General features: G+C 66.0%; 21 protein-coding genes. 7 read left to right on the top strand and 14 right to left on the bottom strand.

The features are described 5' to 3' along the window. Positions 1–61: 61 nt before the first annotated feature. The 10 genes from H3H36_RS18195 to aptA form a co-directional block, all read right to left on the bottom strand. Positions 62–358 (bottom strand): hypothetical protein, encoded by a 297-nt coding sequence (locus H3H36_RS18195; RefSeq protein ID WP_182219516.1) that lies wholly within the window; start codon positions 356–358, stop codon positions 62–64. Positions 359–1268: 910 nt separating this feature from the next. Then, entirely contained in the window at positions 1269–1592 is a 324-nt protein-coding gene (locus H3H36_RS18190) for a DUF3316 domain-containing protein (RefSeq protein ID WP_220459784.1), read from the bottom strand. Positions 1593–1718: 126 nt separating this feature from the next. Then, positions 1719–2969, bottom strand: a complete 1251-nt coding sequence (locus H3H36_RS18185; protein ID WP_182219515.1) for a Zn-dependent hydrolase — start codon at positions 2967–2969, stop codon at positions 1719–1721. A gap of 14 nt (positions 2970–2983) precedes the next feature. Next, positions 2984–4381 carry a dihydropyrimidinase gene (hydA, locus tag H3H36_RS18180; protein WP_182219514.1) on the bottom strand — a complete coding sequence of 466 codons (1398 nt, stop codon included), beginning with the start codon at positions 4379–4381 and terminating at the stop codon, positions 2984–2986. Positions 4382–4397: 16 nt separating this feature from the next. Continuing rightward, positions 4398–5882 (bottom strand): NCS1 family nucleobase:cation symporter-1, encoded by a 1485-nt coding sequence (locus H3H36_RS18175; protein ID WP_182219513.1) that lies wholly within the window; start codon positions 5880–5882, stop codon positions 4398–4400. Between the two features lie 118 nt (positions 5883–6000). After that, the gene (gene preA / locus H3H36_RS18170) at positions 6001–7326 is read right to left on the bottom strand and encodes an NAD-dependent dihydropyrimidine dehydrogenase subunit PreA (protein WP_182219512.1); all 1326 of its coding nucleotides are present in this window, start codon (positions 7324–7326) and stop codon (positions 6001–6003) included. Further along, a complete protein-coding gene (locus H3H36_RS18165) occupies positions 7319–8695 on the bottom strand; it encodes an NAD(P)-dependent oxidoreductase (protein WP_220459783.1) in 1377 nt (458 codons plus the stop codon). The genes preA and H3H36_RS18165 overlap by 8 nt, the downstream gene beginning before the upstream one ends. Positions 8696–8758: 63 nt before the next feature. Next, a complete protein-coding gene (locus tag H3H36_RS18160) occupies positions 8759–10261 on the bottom strand; it encodes a CoA-acylating methylmalonate-semialdehyde dehydrogenase (protein ID WP_182219511.1) in 1503 nt (500 codons plus the stop codon). Between the two features lie 33 nt (positions 10262–10294). Then, positions 10295–11410 carry an alanine dehydrogenase gene (ald, locus tag H3H36_RS18155; RefSeq protein ID WP_182219510.1) on the bottom strand — a complete coding sequence of 372 codons (1116 nt, stop codon included), beginning with the start codon at positions 11408–11410 and terminating at the stop codon, positions 10295–10297. A 111-nt stretch (positions 11411–11521) separates the two neighbouring features. Next, positions 11522–12838 (bottom strand): omega-aminotransferase AptA, encoded by a 1317-nt coding sequence (gene aptA / locus H3H36_RS18150; RefSeq protein WP_182219509.1) that lies wholly within the window; start codon positions 12836–12838, stop codon positions 11522–11524. A 195-nt stretch (positions 12839–13033) separates the two neighbouring features. On the opposite strand from aptA, the gene H3H36_RS18145 reads away from it, so the two are divergent. From H3H36_RS18145 to H3H36_RS18115, 7 genes are all read left to right on the top strand, one after another. Next, on the top strand, positions 13034–14503 hold the full coding sequence (locus H3H36_RS18145) for an aminotransferase-like domain-containing protein (RefSeq protein ID WP_182219508.1): 1470 nt from the start codon (positions 13034–13036) through the stop codon (positions 14501–14503). Between the two features lie 11 nt (positions 14504–14514). Beyond that, positions 14515–15198 (top strand): TetR/AcrR family transcriptional regulator, encoded by a 684-nt coding sequence (locus H3H36_RS18140; RefSeq protein WP_182219507.1) that lies wholly within the window; start codon positions 14515–14517, stop codon positions 15196–15198. Between the two features lie 26 nt (positions 15199–15224). After that, positions 15225–15785: a GNAT family N-acetyltransferase gene (locus H3H36_RS18135; RefSeq protein WP_182219506.1), complete on the top strand. Its 561-nt coding sequence runs from the start codon at positions 15225–15227 to the stop codon at positions 15783–15785. A 152-nt stretch (positions 15786–15937) separates the two neighbouring features. Continuing rightward, the gene (locus H3H36_RS18130) at positions 15938–16204 is read left to right on the top strand and encodes a hypothetical protein (RefSeq protein ID WP_182219505.1); all 267 of its coding nucleotides are present in this window, start codon (positions 15938–15940) and stop codon (positions 16202–16204) included. Beyond that, positions 16201–17115 (top strand): sensor histidine kinase, encoded by a 915-nt coding sequence (locus H3H36_RS18125; protein ID WP_182219504.1) that lies wholly within the window; start codon positions 16201–16203, stop codon positions 17113–17115. The genes H3H36_RS18130 and H3H36_RS18125 overlap by 4 nt, the downstream gene beginning before the upstream one ends. Further along, a complete protein-coding gene (locus H3H36_RS18120; RefSeq protein WP_182219503.1) occupies positions 17112–17888 on the top strand; it encodes a LytR/AlgR family response regulator transcription factor in 777 nt (258 codons plus the stop codon). The genes H3H36_RS18125 and H3H36_RS18120 overlap by 4 nt, the downstream gene beginning before the upstream one ends. Positions 17889–18066: 178 nt before the next feature. Further along, on the top strand, positions 18067–18495 hold the full coding sequence (locus H3H36_RS18115; RefSeq protein ID WP_182219502.1) for a VOC family protein: 429 nt from the start codon (positions 18067–18069) through the stop codon (positions 18493–18495). Between the two features lie 51 nt (positions 18496–18546). Here the strand turns inward: H3H36_RS18115 and H3H36_RS18110 are convergent, their stop codons facing one another. The 4 genes from H3H36_RS18110 to H3H36_RS18095 form a co-directional block, all read right to left on the bottom strand. After that, the gene (locus tag H3H36_RS18110; RefSeq protein WP_182219501.1) at positions 18547–19767 is read right to left on the bottom strand and encodes a nucleoside deaminase; all 1221 of its coding nucleotides are present in this window, start codon (positions 19765–19767) and stop codon (positions 18547–18549) included. A gap of 5 nt (positions 19768–19772) precedes the next feature. Continuing rightward, positions 19773–20180 carry a cytidine deaminase gene (locus H3H36_RS18105; RefSeq protein WP_182219500.1) on the bottom strand — a complete coding sequence of 136 codons (408 nt, stop codon included), beginning with the start codon at positions 20178–20180 and terminating at the stop codon, positions 19773–19775. A gap of 99 nt (positions 20181–20279) precedes the next feature. Next, the gene (deoA, locus tag H3H36_RS18100; protein ID WP_182219499.1) at positions 20280–21599 is read right to left on the bottom strand and encodes a thymidine phosphorylase; all 1320 of its coding nucleotides are present in this window, start codon (positions 21597–21599) and stop codon (positions 20280–20282) included. Positions 21600–21723: 124 nt separating this feature from the next. Then, the gene (locus tag H3H36_RS18095; RefSeq protein ID WP_375539606.1) at positions 21724–24111 is read right to left on the bottom strand and encodes an aldehyde dehydrogenase family protein; all 2388 of its coding nucleotides are present in this window, start codon (positions 24109–24111) and stop codon (positions 21724–21726) included. Between the last annotated feature and the right edge of the window lie 12 nt (positions 24112–24123).

Here is a 24123-nt window from a genome sequence, read left to right as displayed (position 1 = left end):
CGATGCGCCGGCGCGACACTGCTGCCCGGCGTTTTCGGTTATGCGCGCATTGGCTGCGCCGCTAGTCGCATTTCCCCCGCAGCTTGGCCACGGCCACGAACGGCAGCGCCAGCAGGCCAAAGAAGATGTAGGTGGGCTGGAACTTCAAGCCATCCGAATGCAGGCAGCTCGGTATCTGGGCCTGGTCGAACGCAGCCGACAGGACGTCGGCTTGTGCGTTGCCACGGTACACCACGCCGCCGGGTGCGACGCCCGGCAGCATCTGCTTGTTGGCGACGGCCTGGCGCTCGGCGGCGGCTTGCCGGTCCGCTTCTGCCAGCGTGTCGTGGATGGCTTCGCGGATCGCGGCGTCGGTCATTGGCGGATGGCTGGTTGCCGGTGGTGGCGCGAATGGATCAGGGGCAGCGGCGCCAACGCTCCGCGTGGTCGCCGGCGCCGGCGCGGATGCGGACACGGGCGCGGCGGGCGGCGCAGCGCAGACCGCACAACTGAAGGCGGACAAGGTGATCACGGCAAAAACTTGAGCCACACGTCGCATCAGGATCACACCCAAATCAGGCCGCGCGACGACGCCGCGCATACGAGCCATTTTTCACTATATAGCCCGCTACGCTAGCAGTTATCAAAAATAACATGTTGTTACAATCCGGGGACGCGGCTAACTGTCCCAGCGCAGATATGCGATTTCAAAATAATGCTTATTGGAAATAAAAATTGGCCCTGCACTGTGCGTCGCGGCATAATGCACCTGTCTCCTCCAACTCCCTAAGAAGAATTGGATTTCACCCGCCAACATTGGCGGGTTTTTTTTTGAGCTGGCGGCACAACGGACCGCTGTGGAGCGGCAGGCTCCGTGTGGATTCCGTTCTGCTTTGCCTCCTGAATTTTTCTGCATCCTTCTCTTTAGCTCGGCAATCGCAGAACAGGCCCCAACCGAAGAAAGCAGAAGAAAATAGAAGCGGAAATAGAAGCTTCTCCACATGGTCTGCAGGCGCCGACCGGGGCCTGCCTTCCCGCGCATTCCGGTTCCCTTACTGGCTGCGTGCTCAACGGAAGATATGCGATTCGAAAATAATGCTTATTGGAAATGAAAATTGGCCTTGCTTGCCGCGACGCAGCATAATGCAACTGTCTCCTCCAACTCCGTAAGAAGAATTGGATTTCACCCGCCAACATAGGCGGGTTTTTTTTTGCGTACGCACGCAAAAAAAACAGCCCGCGCATCTTGCGATGGGCGGGCGCTGGGGTGGCCAGGGGCCGCTGACAATTTAGCCGGCCGTGCGGGCGTTGTGCTTCTTGCGGTAGATCTTGTTGCTGGTGTGATCCAGCTCCCGGTTCAAGTGGACCCGTTCCTTGCGCGTCACCTTGCCATCGGCCTCGGCTTTCATTTTGTCCGACTCGATCTTCGCTTCGCGCTTGTCCAGGTTCGCCGTTTCCTTGGCCGTCAACTGGCCGCTATTGACGCCTTGCTCGATGCGCATTTCCTGCCGCTCCTGGCGGGCATCGATCTTGGGGGTGGCCGTGTTCTGGGCGAAGGCCGGAGCGATCAAGGTGGCCAGGGCGGCGGTCAACAGCACTTTATTGATCTTCATGTTCGTATCCTCTATCGTCGGGGTTGCGGGCAACGCGCCCATGGACACTTTAACGAAACACCGGCCAAACGGTGCACCACTGAGCTGTAAGGGATGTAACGAGATGCTACATCCCCGCCCACGCTACTAGCTGGCGATACCGGCCCGCTCCAGCATCGCGTGCAGCAGCACGTTGCAGCCGGCCTCCAGGTGCTCGGCCTTGGCATCCTCGATCTCGTTGTGGCTGATGCCGTCCTTGCAAGGCACGAAGATCATGCCGGCCGGCGCCACGCGGGCCGCGTAGATGGCGTCATGCCCGGCGCCGGAGACCACGTCCATGGTCGAATATCCGAGCTTCTCCGTCGCCTTGCGCACGGCCCCCACGCAGTCCGGATGGAACGGGCATGGCGGGTAGTAGGATACGCGCTCGATGGAGATGCCCAATCCCGTGTCGCGGCGCGTGCGCTCGACGAAGGCCAGCATCTCCTCGTGCATGGCGTTGAGCAGCGTGTCGTTCACGTTGCGCAGGTCGATGCTGAATTTGACTTCGCCCGGTATCACATTGCGGCTGTTGGGGAACACCTGCACCATGCCCACCGTGCCCCGCCCATACGGCGGATAGCGGTTGGCGATGGCCACCACTTCCTGCATGATCCTGGTGGCCACCTGCAGCGCGTCCTTGCGCAGGCCCATGGGCGTGGGGCCGGCGTGCGCCTCCATGCCGCTCACCACGCAGTCGTACCAGCTCAGGCCCATCACGGCCGGCACCACGCCGATCACCTTGCCGGCATCTTCCAGCACCGGCCCTTGCTCGATGTGCGCTTCAAAATACGCGCCGATCGGATGCTGGCCGGGCACTTCGCTGCCCTTGTAGCCGATACGTTCCAGTTCCTCGCCCACGGTCTTGCCTTCCACGTCGCGCGCCGCGTAGGCCGTCTCCAGCGTGAAGGCGCCGCAGAATACGCCGGAGCCCATCATCACGGGCACGAAACGCGAGCCTTCCTCGTTGGTCCAGAATGCGACTTCGATCGGCGCCTCGGTCTGGATGTTCAAGTCGTTGAGCGTGCGCACCACTTCCAGCCCGGCCAGCACGCCGTAGTTGCCATCGAACTTGCCGCCCGTGGGCTGGGTGTCGATATGGCTGCCCGTGACCACCGGCGGCAACGCGTTGTTGCGGCCGGCGCGGCGCATGAAGACGTTGCCGATCTGGTCCACCGTGACGGTCAAACCAGCGGCCTTGCCCCAGCCGACCACCAGGTCGCGCCCCTGCCGGTCCAGGTCCGTCAGCGTCAGGCGCTTGACGCCGCCTTTCGGTGTGGCGCCGATGCGGGCCAGTTCCATCAGCGCCGTCCACAGGCGTTCACCGTTGATACGCAATTCGCTCCGCAGTTCTCTCATCTCTCGCTCCTCGATCAAGACTGGGCCGACACCGGCACGAAGGCCGACCGTTCCACATAGCGGCCCGCGCCCTCCTCCGCCATCAATACGCCACGGTCGAACACCACCTTGCCGGCGGCCATCGTGGTGCTGGGGATGCCGCGCACGGTGCGCCCTTCGAATACATTGAAGCCGCCCTTGGCGTGCTGGGTCTTGGCGCTGATGGTGCGCGTACCTTGCGGGTCCCACACCACGATGTCGGCGTCCGAACCCACGGCGATCACACCCTTGCGCGGATACATATTGAAAATCTGGGCCGCGTTGGCCGACGTCACGCGCACGAATTCGGATGGCGTCAAGCGGCCCGTGTTCACGCCCGCGTCCCACACCACGGCCATGCGTTCCTCCACCCCGCCGCAGCCGTTGGGGATTTTGGTGAAGTCGTCCTTGCCGGCCGCCTTTTGCGCGGCGCAGAAGGTGCAATGGTCGGTGGCCGTCGTGTGCAGGTTGCCGCCCTGCAGGCCGTGCCACAGCGCGGCCTGATGATGCTTGCTGCGGAACGGTGGACTCATCACGTGGCCGGCCGCGAATTCCAGGTCAGCGCTGCGATAGACGCTATCGTCGATCACCAGGTGGCCCGCCAGCGCCTCGCCATACACGCGCTGACCGTTGGCGCGCGCCCGCGCGATGGCGTCCAGCGATTCGGCGCACGACACGTGCACGATGTAGAGCGGGGTGTTGAGCACCCCGGCGATGGTGATGGCGCGGTTGGCCGCCTCCGCCTCCACGGCCGGAGGGCGCGACAGCGGGTGCGACGACGGCCCCGTCAAGCCCCGGCGCAGCAAGTCCTGCTGCAACTGGAATACCAGCTCGCCGTTCTCCGCGTGCACGGTGGGGATGGCGCCCAGCTCCAGCGCGCGGCGGAAGCTGTTCACCAGCGTCTCGTCATCGGCCATGATGGCGTTCTTGTAGGCCATGAAGTGCTTGAAGCTGTTCACGCCATGGTCGCGCACCAGGATGCCCATTTCCTCGCGCACGCTGTCGTCCCACCACGTTACGGCCACGTGGAAGGTGTAGTCGCCGGCCGCCTTCCGGGCCCAGCCGCGCCATGTGTGGAACGCCTCCAGCAAGGACTGCTTTGGGCTGGGGATGACGAAGTCCATGATGGTGGTGGTGCCACCAGCCAGCCCGGCCGCCGTGCCGGTGAAAAAATCATCCTGCGTGACGGTGCCCATGAACGGCAGATTCATGTGGGTGTGCGTGTCTATCCCGCCCGGCATCACGTACTGGCCGTGCGCGTCGATCACGCGCGCGGAATGGGGGGCTTCCAGGTTCTCGCCGACGGCGACGATCTTGTCGCCGAAGGTCATCACATCGGCACGAAAGGCGCGGTCCGCGTTGACGACGGTGCCGCCGCGAATAATCATGGTCATAGGCTGGTCCTTTCTGTTATGGCTGCGCGGCCGCGCGCATGGCCGGCAGCGCCTTACCCTTCATCAGCACACCATACACCAGCGCCGAAATGGCGATGCCGACAAACCAGGCGTAGGTGTAGATGGTCTTGAAGCCGTCCGCCACGCCGGGGAACGAGGACGGGAAGGCGGCGTTCAGGAAGCCGGGGATATTGGGCAGCACGCCGATCACGAAGGCTACCAGCGCCGCCGTGTTCCAGCCGTTGCCATAGGAGTAGCTGCCGTCCTCGCGGTACAGCTGCGGCACGTCCAGCTCCGTCTTGCGCACCACGTAGTAGTCGATGATCAGGATGCCGGCGATGGGGCCCAGCAGCGCGGAATAGCCGATCAGCCAGGTGAAGATATAGCCCTGGGTCGATTCCAGTATTTTCCAGGGCATCATCAGGATCGCGATCGAGGCCGTGATGTAGCCGCCCGTCTTGTACGAGATCAGCTTGGGCGCCAGCGAGGAAAAATCGTAGGCCGGCCCCACCAGGTTGGCCGCCAGGTTCACGCTGACCGTGTCGATCAACAGGATCAGCAGCGCCACCAGCACCGCCACGCCCGTCATGCGGCTGGACAGGTCGACCGGATCCCAGATCGCCTTGCCGTACAAGACCACCGTGGCCGAGGTGACGATCACCGCCATCATGGCCAGCAATCCCATGGGCACGGGCAGGCCGACGGACTGGCCCAGCACCTGGTCGCGCTGCGAACGGGCGAAGCGGGTGAAGTCGGGAATGTTGAGCGCCAGCGTGGCCCAGAAGCCCACCATGGCCGTCAGCGAAGGCCAGAACGCGGACCAGAACTGGCCGGCCTTCTTGCCCCCTTCGACAAACTGCGACGGCGCCGACAGCAGGTCGCCAAAGCCGCCGGCCTTGTTGTACACCCAGCCCAGCAGCACGAAGCAGATCAGAATTTTCAGCGGCGCCGTGTAGGTTTCCAGTTTGCGGATGGCGTCCATGCCGTGCACGATGTACCAGAACTGGATGCCCCAGAACGCCAGGAAGCACGCCAACTGCGCACCGTTGATGCCCAGCCCCGCGAGCTTCGCGCCGCCGATCTCGCCGCCCATCATCACGCCCAACAGGGTGTAGATCATCTGGCCGCCGAACCAGGTCTGGATGCCGTACCAACCGCAGGCGACGATGGCGCGCATCAGCGCCGGCAGCCGCGCGCCCATGGTGCCGAACGAGGAACGGGCCAGCACGGCATAAGGGATGCCGTACTTGGTGCCCGCATGGCCGATGGCCAGCATCGGCAGCAGCACGATGGCGTTGGCCAGGAACACGGTCAACACGGCCTGCCAGCCGGACATGCCGCCTTCGATCAGGCTGGCCGACAGGGTGTAGGCCGGGATGCACATCACCATGCCCACCCACAGTGCGGCGAAGTGATACCAGCGCCAGGTACGTTGCGCCGCCGAAGTGGGCGCCAGGTCTTCATTCCACAGTTGCGTGCTGCCAGTCGCTTCTTTGCTCACGTTGGTCTCTCCTAGGGTTGATGATGCATCCGGCCCGGCCACCTGAACGTGTCAGGTGACCGGGCCAGTGTATCCCAGTCTTTGCAATTTTTATACCTAACCCTGTACTCGCTGCGAACTAGTCTTGTGCCACCTCCGTCGCCTCCTGCGCCGCGCCTTGTACCGCGATTGGTGCAGGTTCTGCGCGCGGATTGCGCGGGTCCTGCGTCCAGTTCATGTACGGCTTGCCCGTTTTCTGCGGCACCATCGTGATGCAGCCCTGCACCGGACAAGTGATTTCGCACAGGTTGCAGCCCACGCACTCCTCCTTGATCACTTCGTAGCGGCGCCCGCCCTGCTGGTCGATCAACTGCGCGATCGACTGGTGCGACGTGTCCTCGCACGCCACGTAGCAGCGGCCGCACTGGATGCAATCGTCCTGGTTGATCTGGGCGATCACCTGGTAGTTCATGTCCAGGTATTTCCAATCCGTCGTGTTGGGCACGGCCTTGCCGGAGAATTCGCTGATGCTGCGGTAGCCCTTCTCGTCCATCCAGCGCGACAGCCCGTCCTTCATTTCCTCGACGATGCGGAAGCCATGCAGCATGGCAGCCGTACACACTTGCACCGAGCCGGCGCCCAGCGCGATGAACTCGGCCGCGTCGCGCCAGTTGCCGATGCCGCCGATGCCGGAGATGGGCAGCCCTGCCGTGGCCGGATCGCGCGCGATCTCGGCCACCATGTTGAGCGCGATCGGCTTGACGGCCGTACCGCAATAGCCGCCGTGCGTGCTGGCCCCGCCCACGGTGGGGAAGGCCACCATGCGGTCCAGGTCCAGGTGGGTGATGGAGTTGATGGTATTGATCAGCGAGACGGCATCCGCCCCGCCCTCCTTGGCCGCGCGGGCTGGCCCGCGGATGTCCGTAATGTTGGGCGTGAGCTTGACGATCACGGGCAGCTTCGAATGCTTCTTGCACCAGCTGGTCACCATGCGCACATACTCCGGCACCTGGCCCACGGCCGCGCCCATGCCGCGCTCCGGCATGCCGTGCGGGCAGCCGAAATTGAGTTCAATGCCGTCCGCGCCGGTCGCCTCCACCAGCGGCAGGATATCGGCCCAGGCCTGTTCCTCGCACGGCAGCATCAGCGACACGATCAGCGCGCGGTCCGGCCAATCCTTCTTGACCTGGGTGATCTCGCGCAGGTTGATCTCCAGCGAGCGGTCCGTGATCAGTTCGATGTTGTTAAAGCCGATCACCTCGCGGTTCTTGCCATAGTGGGCCGAGTAGCGCGACGACACATTGACGGCTGGCGGATCCTCGCCCAGCGTCTTCCACACCACGCCGCCCCAGCCGGCTTCGAAGGCACGCACCACGTTGTAGGCCTTGTCGGTCGGCGGCGCGGAGGCCAGCCAGAACGGATTGGGCGACTTGATGCCGCAAAATTCTATGCTCAGATCAGCCATGGTGCGGCTCCTTGTTCGATTGGATATCGCGGTGGATGGCCAGCGCGGCCAGCTTCCCGTGCTGCACGGCCTGCACCGTCAGATCCTGTCCCGGCGCCACGCAGTCGCCGCCCGCGTAGATGCGCGGCAGGATGGTGCGGAACTGGTCGTCCACGTGGATTTTGTCGCCGTCGCGCTGCAACGTTTTCGCCAGCGGATCGCTGATGCTGTCCTCATCCATGCTCTGGCCGATGGCCTTGAAAATGGCATCGGCCGCGATCTCGAACGTCTCGCCGGTGCCGGCCAGCCGGCCGTTGTTCAGCGCCGTCTTCTCGAAGCGCATGCCGCGCACGCGGCCCGCCTCGTCCAGCAGCACTTGCTGCGGCTGGGCCCAGGTACGCATGCGGACCTGGTTTTCCCTGGCGATGTGCTGCTCGTGGCCGGTGGCGCTCATGGCGTCAAAGCCGCGCCGGTACACCAGCGTCACTTCCTCCGCACCCAGGCGCTGGATCTGCACCGCCATGTCGATGGCCGTGTTACCGGCGCCGATCACGATGGCGCGCGCCGGCACGGGTAGTTGCGACAAATCGTCGGCCTGGCGCAGCGCGGCGATGTAGTCCACGGCCGCCAGCAGGCCCGGCGCATCCTCGCCCGTCAAGCCCAGGCGGCGGCTGGCGCCCAGGCCCAGTCCCAGGAACACGGCGTCGTACTGCGCCTGCAAGTCCTTCAGTTGCACATTGCCGCCCAGGGTCTGGCCGTGACGGATCTCGATGCCGCCTATGCCGAGCAGGAACGCCACTTCCTTCTGCGCGAAATCGTCCGTCAGCTTGTATTTGGCGATCCCGTATTCATTGAGGCCGCCCGATTTTTCCCGTGCCTCATAGATGACGACATCGTTGCCCAGCATGGCCAGCCGGTGCGCGCACGACAGGCCGGCCGGCCCGGCGCCCACCACGGCGATCCTGCGCCCCGTGGCCGGCGCGCGCTGGAACGGATGCTGGGCGAACGTCATGTTGTCAATCGCATAGCGCTGCAGCAGACCGATCTTCACGGGCTGGCCTTCCGCGTCGTGGTTGCGCACGCAGGCGTCCTCGCACAGGATCTCGGTCGGGCATACGCGCGCGCAGCTGCCGCCCAGGATGTTCTGTTTCAGGATGCCGGCGGCGGCGCCGTTCACATTGCCTTCGTGAATATTGCGGATGAAGCTGGCCACGTCAATCTCGGACGGGCAGATGCGCGTGCAAGGCGCATCGTAGCAATACAGGCAACGCGCGCTTTCAATGGCCGCCTGGCGCGCGTTGAGCGCGGGCGCCAGGTCGGTGAAATGCTCGGCCAGCGCGCTGCCCGATTGCCGGGACTGCGGCATGTACTTCAGCGATTCGATCATCATTGCACAATTCCTGACTTTGCTGGTTGACGGGGACGCGGGCCAACATGCTGCACGGGACCGGCCTTACTTCATCTGCGGGAATGCAAATTCCGCGCCGGCGCTGGCCGTGTTGGGCCAGCGCTGCATCACGGCCTTGTGGCGCGTGTAGAAGCGCACACCCTCCGGGCCGTAGGCGTGATGGTCGCCGAACAGGCTGCGCTTCCATCCGCCGAAACTGTTGAAGGCCATGGGCACGGGCAGCGGCACGTTCACGCCCACCATGCCGACCTGGATCTGGCGCACGAACTCGCGCGCCACACCGCCGTCGCGGGTGTAGATGGCCACGCCGTTGCCGTACTCGTTGCGGTTGATCAGGGCCACGGCCTGGCCCACGTCGGGCGAGCGCAGCACGCACAGCACGGGGCCGAAGATCTCCTCCTTGTAGATGCTCATGTCCGGCGTCACATGGTCGAACAGCGTGCCGCCCACGAAGAAGCCATTCTCGCGCCCGGCCACGTGGTAGTTGCGGCCATCGACCACCAGCGTGGCACCCTGCTCCACCCCTTCGCCGATCAGCTTCTCGATGCGCTCCTTGGCCGCGCGCGACACCACCGGCCCCATTTCCGCGTCGGCCGCCATGCCGTCGCGGATCTTCAGGGCAGCGGTGCGCTTGGCCAGCGCGCCGATCAGCTTGTCGCCGGCATCGCCCACGGCCACCACCACGGAGATCGCCATGCAGCGCTCGCCGGCCGAACCGTAGGCCGCCCCCATCAGCGCATCGACGGCCATCTCCATGTCGGCATCCGGCATCACCACCATGTGGTTCTTGGCCCCGCCCAGCGCCTGCACCCGCTTGCCGCTGGCGCAGCCGCGCGCGTAGATGTATTCGGCGATCGGGGTGGAGCCGACGAAGCTCACCGCCTGCACCACCGGATGGTCAAGCAGCGCGTCCACCGTGACCTTATCGCCCTGCACCACGTTGAACACGCCGTCCGGCAAGCCCGCCTCTTTCAGCAGCCGCGCATGCAGCAGCGACGGCGACGGGTCGCGCTCGGACGGCTTGAGCACGAAGGTATTGCCGCAAGCGAGAGCGACGGGGAACATCCACATCGGCACCATCACGGGGAAGTTGAACGGCGTGATGCCGGCCACCACACCCAGCGCCTGGCGCATGGACCAGGCGTCGATGCCGCGCGCAATCTGGTCGGTGAATTCGCCCTTGAGCATTTGCGGTATGCCGACGGCAAATTCCACCATCTCGATCCCGCGCGCCACCTCGCCCTGCGCATCGGCGAAGGTCTTGCCGTGTTCGCGCGTGAGCATGGCCGCGAATTCGTCCGTGTGCTGCTGGCACAGTTGCAGGTATTTGAACAGCACGCGGGCCCGCGTCAGTGGCGGTGTCGCGGACCACGCCGGAAAGGCGGCGGCGGCCGCCGCGACGGCCGCATCCACTTCCTGCGCCGTGCCCAGCGCCACGCGCGCCACCGGCTCGCCCAGCGCGGGGTTGTACACGTCCGCATAACGGCCGCTGGTGGTATCGGCCTTGGCGCCGTTGATGTAATGGGTGATGGTGTCAAGCGTAGTCATGTTGTTCCGTTCAAATGATCAGGTTAGGAGCGCTCAGCCCAGCAGGCTGTCCGCTTCGACATAGTGATAACCCAGGCCATGGGCCACCGCTTCATAGGTGACGTGGCCGTGGCAGACGTTCAATCCGTTCTTTAGGTGCGGGTTGGCCCGCAGCGCCTTCTGCCAGCCCTTGTCGGCCAGCGCCAGCGCATGGCCGATGGTGGCGTTGTTGAGGGCGAAGGTGGAGGTGCGCGCCACCGCGCCCGGCATATTGGCCACGCAGTAGTGCACCACACCGTCCACGACGAAGGTGGGCTTTTCGTGCGTGGTGGCGTGCGACGTTTCGAAGCAGCCGCCCTGGTCGATGGCCACGTCCACCACCACGGCGCCCTGCTTCATGCGTGAGATCATGGCCGCCGTCACCAGCTTGGGCGCGGCCGCGCCGGGCACCAGCACGCCGCCCACCACCAGGTCCGCGTCCAGCACCGCTTCCTCCACCGTGTGCGCGTTCGAGTACATGGTGCTCACGCGGTTGCCGTAGATGAGGTCCAGCTGGCGCAGGCGGTCGATGTTCTTGTCGAGGATGGTCACGCGCGCACCGATGCCCACGGCCATCTGCAGCGCATTGGTGCCCACCACGCCGGCGCCGATGATGGCGATATGCCCGGGCGCCACGCCGGGCACGCCCCCCAGCAGCAAGCCCATGCCGCCCTTGGATTTCTCCAGGTGGGCGGCGCCGGCCTGGATCGCCATGCGGCCCGCCACCTCGCTCATGGGCGCCAGCAGCGGCAAGCCGCCGTTGGGGCCGGTGATAGTTTCGTAGGCGATGCAGACAGCGCCCGAGGCCACCAGCGCGCGGGTCTGTTCCGGATCCGGCGCCAGGTGCAGATAGGTGTACAGGATCTGGTCGTGGCGCAGCATGGCGCACTCCTCGGGCTGCGGCTCCTTGACCTTGACGATCATCTCGGCGCGCGCGAAGATTTCCGCCGCCGTGTCGACGATGGTGGCGCCCGCACCCTCGTACATCGCGTCGGTCAGGCCGATGGCGGCGCCGGCGTTCTGCTGCACCAGCACCTGGTGGCCGCGCAATACCAGCTCCTTCACGCTGGCCGGCGTCAGGCCCACGCGCGATTCCTGGTTCTTGATCTCTTTAGGTACGCCGACTAGCATGCCGTTCTCCTCGCTGTTGTAAGAGTGGTTGTAGCTGCTGAGCAAAACCGGGGTACGTCCCCGATTTTTCCCCCATTCAAAATCAGGGACGGACCCCGGTTTTTCTTTCGGTTAATCGAGCGTTTTGAGCACTTTGGCCAGCTTGCCGAACAGCTCATCGATGTGCTTCTTCTCCAGTACCAGCGGTGGCGACAGCGCGATGATGTCGCCCGTGGTGCGGATCAGCACACCGTCCGCGAACGCCTTCTTGAACGCGTCGAACGCGCGCGCACCGGGCTTGCCGGCGATCGGTTCCAGCTCAATGCCGGCGATCAGGCCGATGGTGCGGATGTCGATCACGTGCGGCAGGCCGCGCAGCGAATGCACGGCGTCCTCCCAGTACGACTGCAGGCTGGCCGCGTGCTCGACGATCTTCTGTTCGCGGAACACTTCCAGCGTGGCCAGCGAGGCGGCGCAGGCCAGCGGGTGGCCGGAGTAGGTATAGCCGTGGAACAGTTCGATGCCGGCCGGCGCCTGCATGAACGCCTCATACAGGAAGGGCTTGGTGAACACGGCGCCCATTGGCACCACCCCATTGGTCAGGCCCTTGGCCGTCGTCATCAGGTCCGGCTCCACGTCGAAGTAATCGGCCGCGAATGGCGTCGTCAGGCGGCCGAAGCCCGTGATCACTTCGTCGAAGATCAGCAGGATGCCGTGCTTGGTGCACAGCTCGCGCAAGCGCTTCAGGTAGCCCTTGGGCGGAATCAGCACGCCGGTCGAACCGGCCACCGGCTCCACGATCACGGCCGCGATGGTGGACGCGTCGTGCAGCGCGACGATGCGTTCCAGTTCGTCGGCCAGATTGGCGCCATGTTCCGGCTCGCCGCGCGTGAACGCGTTCTTTTCCAGGTTGTGCGTGTGCGGCAGGTGGTCCACGTAAGGCAGCATGGCGCCATACGGCTTGCGGTTGCCGGCGATGCCGCCCACCGAGATGCCGCCGAAGCCCACGCCGTGGTAGCCCCGTTCGCGGCCGATCAAACGGGTGCGGCTGCCCTCGCCGCGCGCACGGTGATAGGCCAGCGCGATCTTGAGCGCCGTGTCCACGGCTTCGGAGCCGGAGTTGGTGTAGAACACATGGCCGAAGCGGTGGTTGGTGTACGCCATCAGCTGTTCGGCCAGGTCGAAGGCGGCCGGGTGGCCCATCTGGAAGGTGGGCGCGAAATCGAGCTGGCCGATCATCTCGCGCACGGCCGCCACAATCTTGGGCTGGGCGTGGCCGCAGGGCACGCACCACAGGCCGGCCGTGCCGTCCAGGATGGTGTTGCCGTCCACGTCCTTGTAGTACATGCCTTCGGCCGATACCAGCAGGCGTGGGTGGAGCTTGAAATCGCGGTTGTTCGTGAATGGCATCCAGAAGGACGCCATCGATGCCGGACGGGTTTCGTTCATGTCTGTCTCCAGTTCCTTGGGACGGCGCCGCGGCGCGGGCGCATCGTAAAAATAATTTACCAGTTGGCAAAATGATGATGCAATAATAGACAGCACAACAACTATGGCACAGATACACAAATATCAAAACTCGCCAACCGTACAGGCGGCAAAAACACTACAGTTTTGTTCAGTGCAACATTAAGGAGAACACGGATGGGGGACGCGCACACTGCGCCCGATCAGCACCCGGACACGCCACCCGTCGGCGGCTGGCCCGTGGTAGCCATCGCGCGCGGCGGCAAGGGCAGCCTGGTGGACCAGATCGTGGCCGCCATCAGCGCCCTCGTGGGCAGTCGCGAGTTGCGCGTGGGCACCAAGATGCCTTCCGTGCGCCAGTTCGCCAAGTGTAATGGTGTGAGCACCTTCACTGTGGTGGAAGCGTATGACCGGCTCGTCACGCTGGGCCTGCTGTCCTCGCGGCGCGGCTCCGGCTACTTCCTGGCCCGCCAGGACGTGCCGGCCGCGCTGCTGCCGGCCCCGTTCCACCCCACCCCGGCCGCCATCGACGCGCTCACGCCGGAACTGTATTCGGGCATGTCGGACGCGCTGCCCGTGGGCGCCGGCTGGCTGCCGCCCGAATGGTATGGCGAGGATACCATCCTCGACGCCGTGCGCCACGCCATGCGCATCCCCGCCAACCGGCTGCGCGGCTATGGCCACCCGCTGGGCTTTCCCACGCTGCGCCAGCACATGGCGGCCACGCTGAGCGAGGAACTGTATGCCATCGAACCGGAACAGATCCTGCTCACGCACGGCGCCACCCATGCCTTCGATCTGATCCTGCGCACCCTCACCAAGCCGGGCGACACGGTGCTGGTGGAAGATCCCGGCTACAGCAACCTGCTGTCGCTGATCCGCCACCACGGCTGCGTGGCCATCGGCATCGCGCGCGGCGAACAGGGGCTGGACATGGACCAGCTGGCGGCCCAGGCCAAGGCCACGCAGCCCAAGCTCATGTTCGTCAACACGGCCCTGCAAAACCCGCTCGGCACCTCGCTCAGCGCGGCCCAGGCCCACCGCCTGCTGGCCCTGGCCGAGCAGTTCGACTTCTGGCTGGTGGAGGACGACATCTACCGCGAACTGGCGCCGCGCGGCGAAGCGTCGCTGGCCGCCATGGATGGCTTGCGGCGCGTGATCCGGGTCGGCAGCTTCTCCAAGACGCTGTCGCCCGTGCTGCGGGTCGGTTCCATCTGCGCCTCGTCCTCGCTGCTGCCCGAACTGCTGCGGGTGAAAATGCTGGCCGGCCTCACCACGTCCGAGATCAACGAGCGGGCCGTGTACCACGCCATCACGGCGCGGCCTTACAAGCGCATGGTGGAACGCCTGGTCGCCCAGCTCGACGCGGGACGCGAGCGCACCATCGCCCTGCTGCGCGAGGCGGGCATGACGCCGCTGGCGCGCCCGCGCGGCGGCATGTTCGTCAGCGCCGGCTGGCCGGACGCGCCCACGCCGGACTTGAACGGCAAGGTGGTGGCCGAGCAGGCGCTGAAAGCCGGCATCCTGCTCTCGCCCAACGACTTCTTCCTGCTGCACCCGGCCGCAACGGTGTGGTTCCGCTTCAACGCGGCCTACGCCGATCATCCACAACTGCTGCAATTCCTGCGTTCGATACGCCCTCGCTGAAAGACGATCCCATGCCGACCGCCAAATCCCCAGCCGGACCACTGCCGAAAAACAGCCGGCGCGCCCTCAACCGCGACCGCCTGGAAGCGGACATCGCCGCCGAAGCCGTGCGCGTGTTCGCCGAATGCGGCTACGAAGGCACCTCGATCGCCACCGTGGCCGAGAACGCGGGCCTGTCCAAGCAGAACCTGATGTACTACTTCCCGTCCAAGCAGGCCCTGTACCAGCGCGTGCTCGACAACGTGCTCGACGAATGGCTGGAACGGATGGAGAACCTGGCCGATCCGACCCAGGAGCCGCAGGACGTGCTGCGCGCCTACGTGCAGGCCAAACTGCGCTTCTCGCGCGAGCAGCCGTGGGCCTCGCGCGTGTACGCGATGGAGGTGATCGGCGGCGCGCCCCTGTATGGCACGCAAATCCAGGAACGCGTGGTGCCGCTGCTGCGCAAGGATATCGACGTATTCGAACACTGGATCGCCGCCGGCAAGATCGCCCCCATCAACGCCACCCACCTGCTGTTCGCCATCTGGGCCATGACCCAGTCGTACGCCGACTTCTCGACCCAGATGGCGCTGGTCCTGGGCCGCAAGCAGCTCAACCGCAAGGACTTCGACGACGCCGAAAAGCTGATCGTGGACATGGTGCTGGCCGCCATTCGCGTCCAAGCGCCGGCGCCGGCGAGCACTCCCGCCTGAACTGAATTTTTGCGAAGTTGACCACCATGCCCGTGTTCGAACCCTTCACCCTGCAAACGCCGCGCCTGACGCTGCGCTTCCTGGAACCCTACGACGCCGACGCCCTGTTCGCCATCTACGCCGACCCGCAAGCGATGCGCTACTGGAGCTGCGCGCCATGGCGCGAACTGGGCCAGGCGGCCAGCCACATCGACACCTCGCGCCAGCACTACGAGAACGGCGAATCGCTGCGCATGGCCGTCACGCTGGCCGCCACCGGAGAGCTGATCGGCACGGCCACGCTGTACGGCTTCCACCGCGCCAACCGGCGCTGCGAGATAGGCTACATGCTGTCGCGCGCGCACTGGGGCCAGCGCTACATGCCCGAAGCGCTGGCCGCGCTGATCGAGCATGGCTTCGATAAGCTCGACCTGCACCGCATCGAAGCGGACCTGCACCCGGCCAACGACGCCTCGGCCACCATCCTGGAACGGCTGCACTTTCGCCAGGAGGGCCGGCTGCGCGAACGGTGGTTCGTGGACGGCGAACTGTCCGACAGCGTCATCTACGGCCTGCTCAGGGAGGACTGGCGGGCCGCCCAACGCTGACGACAAGGCCGCCGGCAACGCGGGAGCGCGCCGTTCGTCGCCCTGTGCCGCAGGCCATACCCCGCCAGCTGCAGTTGGTCGGATGGCGCTGTCGACGCCGGCCCGCTTGCGCTACATTGACGGCATCGGTCATCTTTGAAAGGAGTAGCCAGATGAGCAAGATCACCCGCCAGGGCGTGCTCGACGTCCTCAATGAAGTGGGCACCGCCTTCCTGAACACGGCCCGCTATGGCGCGCGCACGCTGCAACGCATGTCGTGGCCGGCGCTGCTGGTGGCCTGCATCCTGATGGCCATGATCCTGACCCTGCTGCCACTGGCGCTGCTGCTGTTTGCGGCCTTGCTGCTGCTCAAGCTGGCCGTGGGCGCCTGCATCCTCGAACGGCGCAGCAAGGCCCGGCCGCCGGAGCGCCATTCGTGACAGCGGCCAGGCGCGCGCCGGGCCGCGTGCTCGGCTTTTTGCGGGAGCTGGGCGACACCGCCAGCGCCCTGTGGTGGCGCTTTTTCGACTGGCTGGCCCAGGTGGCATGGCGCAAGCTGATCATCATCTGGGTACTGGTGCTGCTGCTGGACCTGACGCCATTCGGCCAGCCCGAGCAGGCGCTGGCCTTCATCCTCGCCTCGTTCGGCCTCAAGGTGCTGGCCGGCGGCAAGCGCAAGGCCGAACTGGAAGCGCGCCAGGCTTCCGCCCACGCGGGCGAGGAATCGCTGGAACGGCGGCTGGTGGAAGCCCGGCTGGCCGCCCTGCAAGCCCAGGTCGAGCCGCACTTCCTGTTCAACACCCTGGCCCTGATCGGCCAGCTGATCGAAACCGACCCGCCCGAGGCGGCCCGCATCCACGCCCACCTGATCGACTACCTGCGCGCCACCCTGCCCCAGATGCGCGCCAAGGGCAACGGCACGCTGGGCCGCCAGCTGGACATGGCGCGCGCCTACCTGGCCATCATGCAGGCGCGCATGAAGGCGCGGCTGGCCGTGTCGATCGACGTGCCGGCCGAGATCCAGAGCGCCAGCTTTCCGCCCATGATGCTGCAGATCCTGATCGAGAACGCCATCAAGCACGGGCTGGAACCGAAGATCGAGGGCGGGCGCATCGACATCCGCGCCAGCGTCACGGGCAAGCAGTTGCAGGTGGACGTGATCGACGACGGCGTCGGCTTTTCCGCCCACGCCGGCGACGGCATGGGCCTGGCCAATGTGCGCGAACGGCTGCAACTGCTGTATGGCTCGCGCGCCGAACTGGTGATCGAAGCGCCGCTGACGGGCGGCGCCCGCGCCACGATACGGCTGCCGTACGCGCCCGATATTTTCGCCAACGGAGGCACGCGATGAACCCGCAACAGCGCGCCACGGCATTGATCGCCGACGACGAAGACGCCATGCGCGCCCAGCTGCGCACCCGCTTGCGCGACGTGTGGCCGGCGTTGGAGATCGTGGCCGAAGCGGCCAACGGCATCGAGGCCGTGGCGCTGGCTGGCCAGCACCAGCCCGACATCGTGTTCCTCGACATCCGCATGCCCGGCCTGTCGGGCATCGAGGCGGCCCGCATGCTGTTCAACCGCTGCCACCTGGTGTTCGTGACGGCCTACGACCAGTACGCGATCGAAGCGTTCGAACAGGGCGCACTCGACTACGTGCTCAAGCCGGCCGGCGGCGAGCGCCTGAAGACCACGTGCGACCGTCTACAGGCGCGCCTGGGCAAGCAGCCGGCCAACATCGAACAGCAGTTGACGGCCCTGCTGCGCGGCCAGCATGGCGGCAAGGCGGCCTCCCAGCCGGACTACCTGCGCTGGATCCAGGCCGTGGTGGGCAACAGCCTGCGCATGATCAGCACGCGCGAAGTGCTGTTCTTCCAGGCCGACGAAAAATACACGCGGGTGCAGACACGCCAGTCCGAAGTCTTGATCCGCAAGACGCTGAAGGAACTGGCCGACGAGCTCGATCCGGACGAATTCTGGCGCATCCACCGCGCCACGCTGGTGCGCGTGGACGCCATCGAGGAAGTCACGCGCGACTTGCGCGGACGTCAAATGGTGCGCGTGCGCAACTTTCCCGAATTGCTGGAAGTGAGCCGGGGCCACGCCCACCTGTTCCAGCAGATGTAATGGCGCGCCGGTTGTGGCTACGGTCCCACTGGTCTATATTGGAGCCAGCCACCGGATTTGCCACCCAATCGCCGTCCCTCTGAGCGATATCAATACGGCCCCCTGGCGGGCCGGCCACGGCGAACCCCCTGGGCCTCGGCACGATCGAAGCAGTTCCACACCAGATTGGGAGAGAACCATGTCCACGATACCGAAAGCCACCAAGGCCACCGTCATTCCCTGTATGCGCTACCACGATGCGCCCGCCGCCATCGAATGGCTGTGCGACACCTTCGGCTTTGTCAAACAACTGGTGGTGCCCAACGACGATGGCACCATCGCCCATGCCCAGCTCGCGTACGGCAATGGCATGATCATGCTCAGCTCCGTGTTCGACACGGAATACGGCCGCCTGATCCGGCAGCCCACCGACAAGGACAAGGCCGTCACCCAGTCCGCCTACCTGGTGGTGAACGACGCCGACCTCGTGTACGGCCGCGCGCTCGAAGCGGGCGCCCACATCATGTTGGACATCAAGGACGAAGACTACGGCGGGCGCGGCTTCACCTGCCGCGACCCGGAAGGCCACCTGTGGAGCATCGGCACCTACGATCCCTGGCAGGGCTGAGGGTTAAGGGTTGAGACCCGCGCGGCCACGGGGCGCGCCGGCGCGTGTTCGTCAGCCGAGTGCGGCCACCAGTCCAGCGTCGGCCACTTGCGTGGGGCGGATGCGGATGACGTCGCGGTACAGCGGCGGGAAGCCCGCGCACAACGCGGCCAGCGCGTCCGGCTCCATGCGCGGCCGCACGTACTGGAACTGGGCCGGATTCGACAGCGGCAGCGGGCCTTCCATGGTCGAACCGTAAGCACCGAGGTCCATGAAACTGAGCGCGCTCTCGTCCGGCCCTTGGGCGAAGACGAACGTCCCGTCCTTGGGATGGCCCAGATACTGGCGCACCTCGTCGCGCTGGGCGGGCGTTGCCTCGGCCATCAGCTGGTAGCGCAGCCGTGCGTAGGCGCGCGTGGTCTCCATGAACGCCGTGCGGATGCCGGACGCGCCACGGCCGCCGGGCAGGCAGAGCAGCAGGTTGCCGAACGAATCGAGTAGCGCGACGGCATCGCCTGCACCGCCAAGCGCACGGTCCTCGGCCATGGCGCGCAACAGATAGGGGGCCAGGTCCGCGTCCGGCTGCTGCGGCGTGCAGCGATAAGTGAGCGCATCGGGATACGCGGCCTTGAGCGCGCGCACGATGGCATGATCGGGCGCCAGCGTGGCCGGGCACTTGAGCTGCGATTGCGGCAAGTCCGTATTGAACAGCGCCGTCACCTCCTCCTCCGTGGCCTCGAACACGAGCGAGCACAAAGCCTGGGTCGGTTCCGACACGGTCTTACCGATGAAGAAGGACTTGGGCGCGGCGCCCGTGGCGGCCCGCGCGTACTGCGACGATCCCAGCACGGCCGGATAGCTGAACGTGGCGCCGGCCTGCTCGCGCAGCGGCGCCGGCAGGGCGGGGAACGTCGCGCTGGCGTCGAAGTTGATGCCGGCCTGCCGGTCCGGCGCGGCCGCCACCACGTTGAAGCCGGCGGCCAGGATGGCCCCGCTGCACATGCAGCACGGATCGAGCGAGGTGACGATGGTGATGTCCTGCGGCGCCGGCAGATCCCGCCCCTTGTCCAATTCAGAGAAATACCAGTCGATCAACTGGCGCTCGCCGTGGGCCGTGGGATCGAAAATCAAGCCGTGGCGGACCACGTTGTTATGCAACGACATCAGCACGGCCCCGTGCTGGTCGAGCATCACCCCGCCCACGCCGAACGTGCCCTGGGTCTTGGCCGCGATGGCCTCGGCCGCCGCGATGGCGACGGCGGCCTGTACGTCGATGGTCTTCTTGAGCGCCAAGGTGCTTACTTCTTTTTCAGGTCGGCGCCGCCGAAGGCGTTGGGCAGCTGGGCCGCCGCCGTCGTCTCGAACACATCGCCCTTCAGGTTACTCAGCACCACGGGCAGCTCATTGCCACCCAGTTCCAGGATCACCTGGCGGCATGCGCCGCACGGGGCGATGGGGCCATCCGTCTCGCCGATCACGGCCAGCTTGTCGAAGTCGCCCGGCTGGTAGCCATGGGCGAAGGCACTGAAGAAGGCAGTACGCTCGGCGCAGTTGCACAAGCCGTAGGACGCGTTCTCCACGTTACAGCCGTGGAACACGCGGCCATCGTTGCACAGCAGGGCCGCCCCCACCTTGAAGTTCGAGTACGGCGTATAAGCCTTGAGGCGGGCAGCGGCCGCCTCGGCGATCAATTGTTGATTATCCATAAAAGTCCCTGCCAAAAAATATTTCGTCACACCAAAATCGGGGACGGACCCCGGTTTTCCCATGCGGGAAAATCGGGGTCCGTCCCCGATTTTTCTGCCTTATTTGATGGCGCGGTAGACCACGGGGTTGGCGGCCGGCGCGGCGTCGGCAATATGATACGCGGCCTGGAGCTCGCGTACCGCTTGCTCCGCTGCCGCTTCCGTACGCGCGTGCACCATGGCCAGCGGCTGGCCCGCTTCGATGCGCTCGCCCAGGCTGGCCAGCTCCGTCAGGCCGACGGCGAAGTCGATGTTGTCGCTTGGACGACGGCGGCCACCACCGAGGCTGACCACGGCCAGGCCGATACCACGGCAGTCCGTGCTTGCCGCATAGCCGGCCTTGGGTGCCGGCACGGGCACGACGATGGGTGCGCGCTCCAGGTGCTTGTCCGGGTTGTCGATCAGGTCGGCCGGGCCGCCCAGCGCCACCACCATGCGCGCGAAGCGGCTGGCCGCTTCGCCGCTGTCGAGCGCCGCTTGCAGCCTGGCGCGCGCCGCCGTTTCGTCGGCGGCCAGGCCGCCCAGCACCAGCATTTCCGCGCACAGCGCCATCGTCACTTCATGCAGGCGCGCGGGACGCGAACGGCCCGTCAGGTAATCCATCGCGCCGCGCACTTCCAGCGCGTTGCCGGCATACGGCGCCAGCGATTCGTTCATGTCCGTCAGGATGGCCGAGGTGCGCATGCCGGCGCCATTGCCGACCGTGACAATACTCTGCGCCAGTTCCAGCGATTTGTCATAGGTCGGCATGAAGGCGCCGCTGCCCACTTTCACGTCCATCACCAGCGCATCCAGCCCGGCCGAGAGCTTTTTCGACAGGATGGAGCCGGTGATCATGGCCACCGATTCCACCGTGGCCGTCACGTCGCGGATCGAATAGAAGCGCTTGTCGGACGGGGCCAGCGAGGAGGTCTGGCCGATGATGGCCACGCCGACGTCGCGCACCACCTGGCGGAAGCGCGCGTTGTCGGGCACGGTGCAGTAGCCGGGGATGGCGTCGAACTTGTCGAGCGTACCGCCCGTGTGGCCCAGGCCGCGGCCGGAAATCATGGGCACGTAGCCGCCGCAGGCGGCGATCATGGGGCCCAGCAGCAGCGACACGACGTCGCCCACGCCGCCGGTGGAATGCTTGTCCAGCACGGGGCCGGGCAGGTTCAGCGAGCGCCATTCCAGCACCTCGCCCGAATCGCGCATGGCCAGCGTGAAGGCCACGCGTTCGTCCATGTTCATGTCGTTGAAGAAGACGGCCATGGCCAGCGCGGCGATCTGCCCTTCGCTGACGCTGCCGTCCGTGATGCCGCGCACGAAGAACTGGATCTCCTCGGCGCTCAGTGCGCCACCGTCGCGCTTTTTACGGATAATCTCTTGGGTTAAAAACATGCGATGCTCCGCTTGAAATGGGGGGACAAAAAATTGCGGGCCGGAAAAATCGGGGACGGACCCCGGTTTTTCCGCACGGGAAAACCGGGGTCCGTCCCCGATTTTTCCGGCCCGCAATTTGCGCTTAGACGCCGTAGGGGATCCAGATGTTTTTCACCTGGGAGGCGTGCGCCAGCACGGCGCGGCCGCCCGCCTGGGACGTGCTGTACCAGTCGCGCCCTTTGGCGCCACCCACCCAGGTGCGCTTGAGCGTGCCGGCCGACAGGCGTTCCACTTCGGCGCAGCCTTCGGCCGAGCCATCATGGCGCCACACGGCGTCGATGTCGGCGTGGGTGGCCAGCGTGCGCGCCAGTTCGTCGGCGCTGCCGGTGACGATGTTGACCACGCCACCCGGCAAGTCCGACGTATCGAACACCTGGTACAAGTCCGTGGCCGACAGCGGGTGCGCTTCCGACGGCACCACCACCACCCGGTTGCCCAGCGCGATGGCCGGCGCCACCAGCGAAATAAAGCCCAGCAGCGGCGCCTCGTTCGGGCACACGATGCCGATCACGCCCACCGGCTCATTGAGCGCGACGGTGATGCCGTGCATGGGCGGCTGGTGCGCCTGGCCGTCGTACTTGTCGGCCCAGGCGGCGTAGTAGAACAGGCGTTCGATGGCGGCCTGCACTTCACGTTCGGGGTTGCCGGCGCCCGTCATGGCGCCGATGCGGGCCGCGAATTCCTCGCCGCGCGCGGCCAGGTTCTCGGCGATGTAGTACAGCACCTGGGCGCGGTTGTGCGCCGTGGCCTTGGTCCAGCCGCCGGCCTTGTGCGCCGCTTCCACGGCGTTGCGGATGTCCTTGCGGTTACCCTCGCCCACTTCGGCGATGAATTCGCCGTTGGCGCCGTGGATGGCGCGGCTGTAGGCGCCGTCCGGGCGCGCCTGCTTGCCGCCGATGTACAGCTTGGCCGTGCGGTCGATGCCGAACGGGCTGTCGTGCGGCGCCGGCGCGTTGGCCTTTGCCTTGGCCTTCGCTTCCACCAGCGGCGCAGCCGGGCGCGCGTCTTCCGACAGCGCCGTCAAATACTCGTACATGCCTTCGCGGCCACCCTCGCGACCGAAGCCCGATTCGCGGTAGCCGCCAAAGCCGCAGGCCGCATCGAACTGGTTGGCGGTGTTGATCCACACCACGCCAGCCTTGATCTGCGGCGCCACGTCCAGCGCCAGGCTGATGTTCTCGGTCCACACGCAGGAAGCGAGGCCGTACACGGTGTTGTTGGCCAGCTGGACTGCTTCTGGCGGCGTGCGGAAACTCATCGCCACCAGCACCGGGCCGAAGATTTCAGCCTGCGCCACGGCGGCCGTGGTGGAGGCGCCCGTGATCAGCGTGGGCGGGAACCACGAGCCGTCGGCCGGCAGTTCGCAAGCCGGCTGGTAGATGGTGCAGCCTTCGGCACGGGCCGATTCCACCAGGTTGGCGATGCGCTGGCGCTGCACGGGATCGACCAGCGCGCCGATGTCGATCGACTTGTCGAGCGGCGAACCGAGCGTCAGCTTGTCCATGCGGGCGCGCAGCTTGGCCAGGAATTTGGCTTCGATCGATTCCTGCACCAGCAGGCGCGAACCGGCGCAGCATACCTGCCCCTGGTTGAACCAGATCGAATCGACCAGGCCTTCCACGGCCGCGTCCAGGTCGGCGTCCTCGAACACGATGAACGGCGACTTGCCGCCCAGTTCCAGCGACAGCTTCTTGCCGCTGCCGGCGGTGGCGATGCGGATCGCGCGGCCCACTTCGGTCGAACCCGTGAACGCGATCTTGTCGATGCCGGGATGCCTGACGATGGCTTCGCCCACACGGCCGTCGCCGGTGACGATGTTGACCACGCCGGCCGGCACGCCAGCCTGCACGCACAGTTCGGCGAACAGCATGGCCGTCAGCGGCGTGAATTCGGCCGGCTTGAAGACGATCGTGTTACCGGCCGCCATGGCCGGTGCGATCTTCCAGGCCAGCATCAGCAGCGGGAAGTTCCACGGCACGATCTGGCCCACCACGCCCACGGCGCGGTAGTCGGCGAATTCCTCGGCCTGCAGCTGGGCCCAGCCGGCGTGGTAGTAGAAGTGGCGCGCGGCCAGCGGCAAATCGACGTCGCGCGTTTCGCGGATGGTCTTGCCGTTGTCCAGCGTTTCGAGCACGGCGAACAGGCGCGCGTGTTTTTGCAGCAGCCGCGCCAGCGCGTACATCACGCGCGCGCGGCCGTGGCCACCGAGGCCCTGCCAGAGCGGCTGGGCGCGGCGGGCGGCGGCCACGGCGCGCTCCACGTCCGCTTCCGTGGCCTGGGTCAGGTCGGCCAGCTTGCTGCCATCGGCCGGATTGGCCGAGGCGAACAGCTCACCGGGCTCGCTCCACGCGTTGTCGATGAACAGGCCGAAAGTACGGCCGCGCTGCTCCAGCCAGGCTTGCGCTTCCTTGGTGCTCTCGGGGGCTGGGCCGTATTCCATGGTGTTGAGAATCTCGTTAATAGTTGGCATGACGAATCCGTT

Origin of the sequence: Rugamonas fusca, assembly GCF_014042365.1 — a bacterium.
GTDB classification, from domain to species: domain Bacteria; phylum Pseudomonadota; class Gammaproteobacteria; order Burkholderiales; family Burkholderiaceae_D; genus Rugamonas; species Rugamonas fusca.
This window is presented reverse-complemented; position numbering and strand designations above follow the sequence as displayed.